This is a genomic window from Undibacterium pigrum (assembly GCF_003201815.1).
Taxonomy (GTDB): domain Bacteria; phylum Pseudomonadota; class Gammaproteobacteria; order Burkholderiales; family Burkholderiaceae_D; genus Undibacterium; species Undibacterium pigrum.
The window spans coordinates 1-7,014 of the sequence record NZ_QJKB01000030.1 but is presented as its reverse complement, the minus strand read 5'-3'; the positions used below and the strand labels follow the sequence as shown (position 1 = coordinate 7,014).

Sequence of the window (7,014 nt, the reverse complement as noted above, 5' to 3'; positions counted from 1 at the left end):
ACGGTACCCAATTGAGAAGCCGGATATACGCGAGCAGTTGAACTTAAGCCGAAACAACAAAAACTTGCAATTCCTGAGGAGTCCATATACGCATTGCAATGTGCCGCATGTGTGCGACGCACACGGCACAGATATTTCCCTTGGGTATGCGATGATCCATACGGCGCATTACAATGCGCCCTACCTCACTACTGTTGCTTAATGCACCGTAACTTCCATCGTCAGCAATTAGCCTCAACACAGTCATGCCGGACTTGATCCGGCATCCAGTGACTTGGCTTGTGCACTGCCATCATGTTTTACATCATTTAGAGCTTTAAGAAAGCCTGGAATATGCGCTGAGCGTGTGGTGCGTTGAAACGCACCCTGCTAGTGATTACCAGGCAAGCGCTCAGTTCGCCCAGAATTTCCACCATGGGCGCTTGGGCAGCGCTTCTGCTTCTATTGGTGCCACCTTGGATTCTATCAATTGCACACCATGGCACAGGGGGCAAAAGCTGGAGAAACCTTCCAACTGGGCATCTGCCGGTATATTGGGGAAAATGACCTTGATCAGGTCGGACGGTGCATCAAACAATTCGCTCAGGCCGCATTGTTTGCAGGCATGAATGTTCCAGGCAGCCTTTTCTTGCAGGTATTTTGCAGTCAGCAGCACGGGATGCTCAACACCTGCCAGTGCAAATTGTATCTGTTGATGCTGGCTGATCGATTGCAACTGCGTCGGCGCATTCAGCACCGTACCGGAAAATATGTCCTTGTCCATGCCGTTGATACTGACCCAGACCAGTTCAGGTTTTCGTTCGGTCAGGCGCGGGCCTCCGTCATGGACGATGACTTGCAGATCATCAGGGTGTTGAGGATGTAGTTTGGCTTGAAGGGCAGGGTGATTACGCCATTGCATAGTGAATTTCTGTCAGTTAAAAAATAATATGATGAATGTTTGATCTTGAAGTCCCCGTCAAGACATCAATCTCGACTGATTTTTTTCAACCTTTGCCCCAATATCGCCCAGACACAATCCTCACCATCAACATTGCCGCAAATGGCCCAGCCTGTACCTATTTTTTCTACTGTGGTGACGCAGTCAAGTTCAGCGCCCAGTTTTTTGGCCCAGTTCTCGGCGGCGCTTTTTCCTTTGAAGAGTTCTTTGCCTTCAAAAATCACGCTGGTATCAAAAACGGGGGCGGCGAATACGGTGTTCATGCTGGTTCCTGGAGGTGGAAAGTAATTTTGTACAGATGCAGATGCCACGTAAGGCACTCAAAAACAATTCACCGTCACCGTAGACCCAAAGCGTGTTGAGGTGCATTGACGCGGCGGCGGTGGGGCGGCCGGTGCCTGCTGAACGAATATCTGCTGTGGCTGGATTTGTTCTTGTGGCTGAGGTGGCGGTCTGAACATTTGCTGCATTTGCAGGCCCTGCAAAAAATCTACATTTCTTTGCAACTGCCGGGTTTGCTCCAGTTGTGCCCGCGCCTGGGCTTCTTGCATGTTCAGGGCGCGGCGGGCTTCTGCCTGCCTTTGTTTTTCTGCTTCGCGCTGTTGCTGGTTTTGTGCTTCTGCATAGCGTTGTTGCGCTTCGGCATCTTGTCTTTGCTTGGCTTCGGCAAATTCCTGCGCCTGGATTTTGGCACTCAGACTATCTATTTTTTGCTTGAGTTCTATATCCAGCTTTGCCCGCACCCTGGCCATGTCACCATAAGATAATTTGCCGCTATACAGATCTGCAAAACCAGAACGCAAGTCCAGGCGGTAAGTGCTGATGATGGTGTTGGCTTCTGGCGGCAGGTATTTCTTGCGCGGCTCTGCCTGTATGTTGATGCATTTCTCCCATTCAGCCACGACATAGGACAGGGCAGCTTTTTCCTTGACGTTAGGCTTGCCAGTGTTGGCCAGCATTTCCATGGGCACGCTGTCGCCGCCAAAAGGTGAGAATTTTCCAGCCAGGGATTTTGTCCTGGCATCATCGCTGAGCTTGTTCAGGCAGATGCGTGATTCTTGTATATTCTTTTCAGATTCGGCATCAAAAGCGGCTTGTTGCCGGGCTGCGACTTCCTGGCGTTGCTTGTCCAGTATGGCTGCTTTATGGTTCCTGACCGAGGCCTTCAGATCAGGATAAAAATTATACAGATTGTCTATGCGTTCCTGTGCTTCACGATCACCCTGGGCAGCTGCTTTTTCATACCATAGCACGGCTTGCACTATATCTTTTGCCAGGCCACCTTTGCCATTGACATATAGCCAGGCCAGGTTGGCTTGCGATTTTGCATAACCCTGCATGGCAGACTTGCGATACCACGGCTCGGCATTGTCAAAGCTTTGTGCCACATGGCGGCCGCTTTCATAAAAATGACCAACCTGGTACTGCGCCACCGCATCGCCCTCGTTCGCGAGCTTAGTGTACGTCTCAAAAGCGGTCTTCAGATCCTGGCGCGCAAAGGCGGCGTCGGCTTCAGCCATGGTTTGCGAAAACACGCTAAGGCTAGTCAGCGACAATGCGGCCAACAGACAAAGTTGCTTGGTTTTTTTCATGGCACAGGCAGGGAGATGGAAATATTGTTCATGTTAGCAGATTCAAGCTCCTGCGCCCATCAATTGCCGGTAGTTTGATGGGACGCCAGTTCAATACGTACCCTTAATCTGATACGGCGCAGTCAGCCACTCGTAACCCGCTGAACTCCTGCCTATATGCCCCAGGCCAGGAAAGGAAATATGCGCGCTGCCAACAAGGTAGCCCTTATCTGCCGCCAATTGCAATAAGTATTGACGTGATGTGACCGCAGCCACAGCATCAAAATCATAGGCGATGGTGATGCCTGGGTCTTTGAACTGGGCCGCGCCTGCATGTATCACATCGCCCCATAACAGCAACTGCTTGCCCTGGCTGCTGATCAGGTAAGCCGTATGTCCGGGAGTATGACCATAGGAGGGGATGCTGCTGACACCGGCAAACAATTCTTGCGCACCGCTAAAAGTTTTCAAACGTCCGGCATCTGCGTAGGGGTTGACGGTGGCGCGTGACTGGGTAAACGTCAGTTGCCTTGCGGCGGGTGCTGCGTTGGCGTTGGCCTGGCTCAGCCAGTAACTGGCATCATTTTTATCGACATATACGTCAGCATTGGGGAACACGCGTTTGCCGCCTATGCTTAAGCCGCCAGAGTGATCGCCGTGTATATGCGTCAGCAAGACGGCATCAATTTGTTCAGGCTGGTAACCGGCAGCGCGCAGATTGGCGACCAGCCTGTTGCTGCTGCCCTTGCCGTCACCGGCATCACCAAACAATTCACCTGCGCCTGTGTCAACCAGCAAGAGCTGCTTGCCAGTATTGATCAGGAAGGTGTTGATGGACAATTCAACCGGCAATTCTTCGTGATGATGGGCATAGGCAGCCCTGACTGCTTCAGGCTTGCTCATGATCTCATCGACATGGCGGGTGGCCGTGCCATCAGACAGCACGGTGATTTCAAAGCTGCCCAGCATCATGCGGTAAAAGCCAGGAGCCTGGAACTTTGCCATCGGTACCGCAGGTGTAGCTTTTGCAGATGACTGTGCCTGAACGCCAGACGATATGCTTGCTGCCAGAGCGACTGAAGCTGCCAGGGTACTGACTGTTTTAGCGAAGTGAGTGATCTGTGTTTTGAAATTGTTGTTCATGATAAGCCCTTGTCGTTTGTTGAAAGCACTATTTGCGTAGTGCTTGTCAGGTTTAAATATGGCTTTCAGTATAAGCAAGGATTGTGATTAAATAATGTATGAAATTATTATTAAACTATGTAGTCATGCTAATGAATAAAAGTGTGAAAGGAGATGCCTGTGCACGCCAGTGAATTTGCAGAATTCAAGGCTTTTGTGGCCATCGCAGAGCGCCTGAGCTTTGTCAAAGCGGCAGCGTTCCTGGAAGTGACGCCGTCTGCCCTGAGCCAGTCCATGCGACAACTGGAGGCTCGCCTTGATGTACGACTCTTGCACCGCACCACACGCAGCGTCTCGCTGACGCAGGCCGGACAGCAATTGCTGGATCATTTACGGCCCGTGCTGGAAGGCCTCGACAAAGCGGCAGAAGCCATCAATGATTTTCGCGATACGCCATCCGGCACGGTGCGTTTGACCGCACCAAGGGTAGCGACAGAGTTATTGCTGGCACCCAGGCTGGCAGAATTTCGCAAAGCATACCCCGGCATCGTGCTGGATATTTCGGTAGAAGATAAAACTGTCGATCTGGTCAAGGGCCGTTTCGATGCAGGCATACGCCAGGGTGAGTTGCTGGCACAAGACATGATCGCCATCAGGATAGGGCCTGAGCGACGCTTTGTCTGTGTTGCTGCAAAAAGCTATATCGCCACACATGGCATGCCGCATACGCCGCGTGATTTGCAACAGCATGAATGCATACGCATAAAACGCCCGACGACCGAAGTGCATATCCCCTGGTCTTTTACAGACAAGGGGCAGGCACTGGAGATAGCCGTCGATGGCCATCTCATCGTTAATGACGCCAGCCTGGCCCTGGCTGCCGCCTTAAGCGGTGCGGGCATTGCATCCCTTGCAGAAGACCATGTACGGTCTTATCTGCAAAGTGGACGTCTGCTGGAAGTGCTGCCAGAATTTGCGACGACACGTGCCGGTTTTCATTTGTATTATTCCAGCAGGCGACACATGACGGCAGCCTTGCAGGCGTTGATTACTTTTTTGCGGGTGGTTTGAGAGCGGGGTCAGATGCAGCAAACATGCAACATCAATCGCAAATAAGCTTTCATTCATCAAACAAGTATTGCTACAATCCGCCCATCGTAGCAATACCGCACATACACTTTATGTGATCAATACCCGCTTCCGGGAAAGTTTGCCAGGTCAGAACAAGAAGTAAAAACACCAGGCACGACATGGAATGTCTCGCGCGATGCCTATATACAGACTTGCTCTGTACCGCATCATAAAAACTTACGATATAAAGAGCTGAAACTTCTTTCAGCCCATAATAAAAACGCGCACGGCCCAAGGCCATGAGCCACGGATGCCTTGCGCCCAACAATAAGAAAAAATAAGAAAAATCATGAAAGCAAATTACTACCTCGTCATCGACTTTGAAGCCACCTGCTGCGACCAGGGCAGTGTGCCGCGTGAACAAATGGAAATCATCGAATTCGGCGCAGTCATGGTCGAAGCGCGGCACTTTCAAGTCGTCAGCGAATTCCAGAGTTTTGTGCGACCAGTCAGACACCCAGCCCTGACCAGTTTTTGCACAGAACTTACCTCCATACAGCAACAAGACGTGGACAGCGCGCCTTTATTCAAGGACGTGGCCACACAAGTTAAAAAATGGCTGTATCAATACCAGGGCTTCGTGTTCTGTTCATGGGGCGATTATGACCGCAAGCAATTGCAGCAGGACTGCGCGTTTCACCGCGTCCCCAATCCCATCAGCGCACCGCATATCAATCTAAAACCCTTGATGTCTGAGCGTTTTAAGCTCAGCAAGAAGCTGGGATTGGGTCAGGCCATACGCCATGCAGGGATGGAGTTTTCTGGCACGGCTCACCGCGGCATAGACGATGCGCGCAATATTGCAAGGCTGTTGCCGTTTTTGTTTGATACGCCAATACGCTAAGATAAGGCTGGCACAAAAAACTAGTTGATAAATTCAGGCTTGCTGCGGGTGTCATTGCTTGCGCTTGGATGCGTTGAATAAGATATGAAATATCCTTTAAAGACACATAAAACAGGCAAATTTTTCCCTGCAAGTGGCAACTGTGGCACCTGCGGTAAACCTTCTGATGGAAAATTTATCTGCTTCTCAATCAATGCGTCTGAAAGAATTGGCGATACCGATTCTTTTGCACCCGCAGACTTCATCACTTCTGTCAGCCTGATGGATCACGGTGTGACAGATTCTGGCAAACCGCTGACGCTATTTGATGACATCAACGACACCTTTTTTTGTTCTACCGTTTGCTTGCGCACATTTTTTAATCAGGTGATTACTGACTTTGAGAATGGCCGGGAGTAAATGTCTTTGGTGATGAACGAAATGCTGTTCACCGATACAATCACTGTAGCACATACTGATCAATTGCCTTGAGCAGTTTGCCTGGCGTGCTCATCTGGGACGATAATTTTTGCGCCGCATCGGCTGATTGTGCCGACATCGTCGCCAGGATATTGTCGCGGTTTGCTTTGGCGCCGTAGGTATCCGAGCTGGCTGCCAGTGTGTAAAGCGCGCAGGCAATTACTTTATTTTTGGGGAGGCCCTGGCCTTTTTCGTACATAGTTGCCAAGCCTGCCTGGGCGCTGCCATTTCCCTGCTCAGCCGATTTGCGGTACCAGTTCAGGGCAAGAGGGAAATTTTTTTGCACTCCCTGGCCATACGCATACATATGGCCAATCGCGAATTGCGACTTGGCGTACCCCTGGTTGGCAGCTTTGTGATACCAGTTAAAGGCTTGCGTGAAGTCTTTTGCCATGCCTTCTCCATCACGATACATGATGGCCAGATTGTGTTGTGCGATGGCATTGCCCTGTATAGCCGCTTTACGGTACCAGACCCGGGCTTGCGCATCATCCTGTTTTATTCCCAGCCCCTTGTTGTACAGGTAGCCAAGGTTGAGTTGTGAGCTTGAGTCTCCTTGTGCCGCCGCCTTGCCATACCATGCAAGTGCTTGTACATAGTCCTGAGGGACTACCTCGCCATTCTCATACATGAGCGCCAGATTATATTGCGCTGTCACCTGGCCCTGTTCTGCCGCTTTGCGATACCAGTCAAATGCTTGTGTACGATCTCTGGTGACTCCTTCACCCTTGTCATACATGTGACCCAGGCTGAGCTGGGCACCTGATTCACCCTGGGCAGCCGATTTTTGAAACCATGCCAGCGCCTGTTCATAGTCCTGGGGAATCACTTCTCCAAGATAGTAAATATTGCCTAAGAAGCTATTCGAGATCTTATTGTAAACAAAAAGAATATTGCGTAAACTTGGGTGATGAGAAAAGTCTACCCAAGTGATATCAGTCGAGAAC

At 50.7% G+C, this 7,014-nt stretch carries 9 protein-coding genes; 4 read left to right on the top strand and 5 right to left on the bottom strand.

The genetic code is table 11. From position 1 onward, the window contains the following. Positions 1-202, top strand: a 202-nt coding sequence (locus DFR42_RS29590) for a hypothetical protein (protein WP_211324450.1), incomplete at its 5' end; no start/stop codon positions are given. 189 nt (positions 203-391) lie between these two features. On the opposite strand, the gene DFR42_RS28790 is transcribed toward DFR42_RS29590, so the two are convergent. From DFR42_RS28790 to DFR42_RS28775, 4 genes are all read right to left on the bottom strand, one after another. Then, positions 392-901, bottom strand: coding sequence for a hypothetical protein (locus tag DFR42_RS28790; RefSeq protein WP_110258522.1), 510 nt, complete (start codon positions 899-901; stop codon positions 392-394). A 65-nt stretch (positions 902-966) separates the two neighbouring features. Continuing rightward, entirely contained in the window at positions 967-1,203 is a 237-nt protein-coding gene (locus DFR42_RS28785; RefSeq protein ID WP_110258521.1) for a hypothetical protein, read from the bottom strand. A gap of 57 nt (positions 1,204-1,260) precedes the next feature. After that, complete coding sequence (locus DFR42_RS28780; RefSeq protein ID WP_110258520.1) at positions 1,261-2,532, bottom strand: tetratricopeptide repeat protein; 1,272 nt, start codon at positions 2,530-2,532, stop codon at positions 1,261-1,263. A 90-nt stretch (positions 2,533-2,622) separates the two neighbouring features. Further along, entirely contained in the window at positions 2,623-3,654 is a 1,032-nt protein-coding gene (locus tag DFR42_RS28775; RefSeq protein ID WP_110258519.1) for an MBL fold metallo-hydrolase, read from the bottom strand. A 159-nt stretch (positions 3,655-3,813) separates the two neighbouring features. On the opposite strand from DFR42_RS28775, the gene DFR42_RS28770 reads away from it, so the two are divergent. The 3 genes from DFR42_RS28770 to DFR42_RS28760 all read left to right on the top strand — a co-directional run bounded on the left by DFR42_RS28770 (position 3,814) and on the right by DFR42_RS28760 (position 6,007). Beyond that, entirely contained in the window at positions 3,814-4,704 is an 891-nt protein-coding gene (locus tag DFR42_RS28770) for a LysR family transcriptional regulator (protein WP_170133740.1), read from the top strand. Between the two features lie 349 nt (positions 4,705-5,053). Next, on the top strand, positions 5,054-5,608 hold the full coding sequence (locus tag DFR42_RS28765; protein ID WP_110258517.1) for a 3'-5' exonuclease: 555 nt from the start codon (positions 5,054-5,056) through the stop codon (positions 5,606-5,608). A gap of 84 nt (positions 5,609-5,692) precedes the next feature. Beyond that, entirely contained in the window at positions 5,693-6,007 is a 315-nt protein-coding gene (locus DFR42_RS28760; RefSeq protein WP_110258516.1) for a hypothetical protein, read from the top strand. Between the two features lie 40 nt (positions 6,008-6,047). Here DFR42_RS28760 and DFR42_RS28755 read toward each other — a convergent pair. After that, the coding region (locus DFR42_RS28755) for a tetratricopeptide repeat protein (RefSeq protein WP_146219015.1) at positions 6,048-7,014 on the bottom strand (967 nt) is incomplete at its 5' end.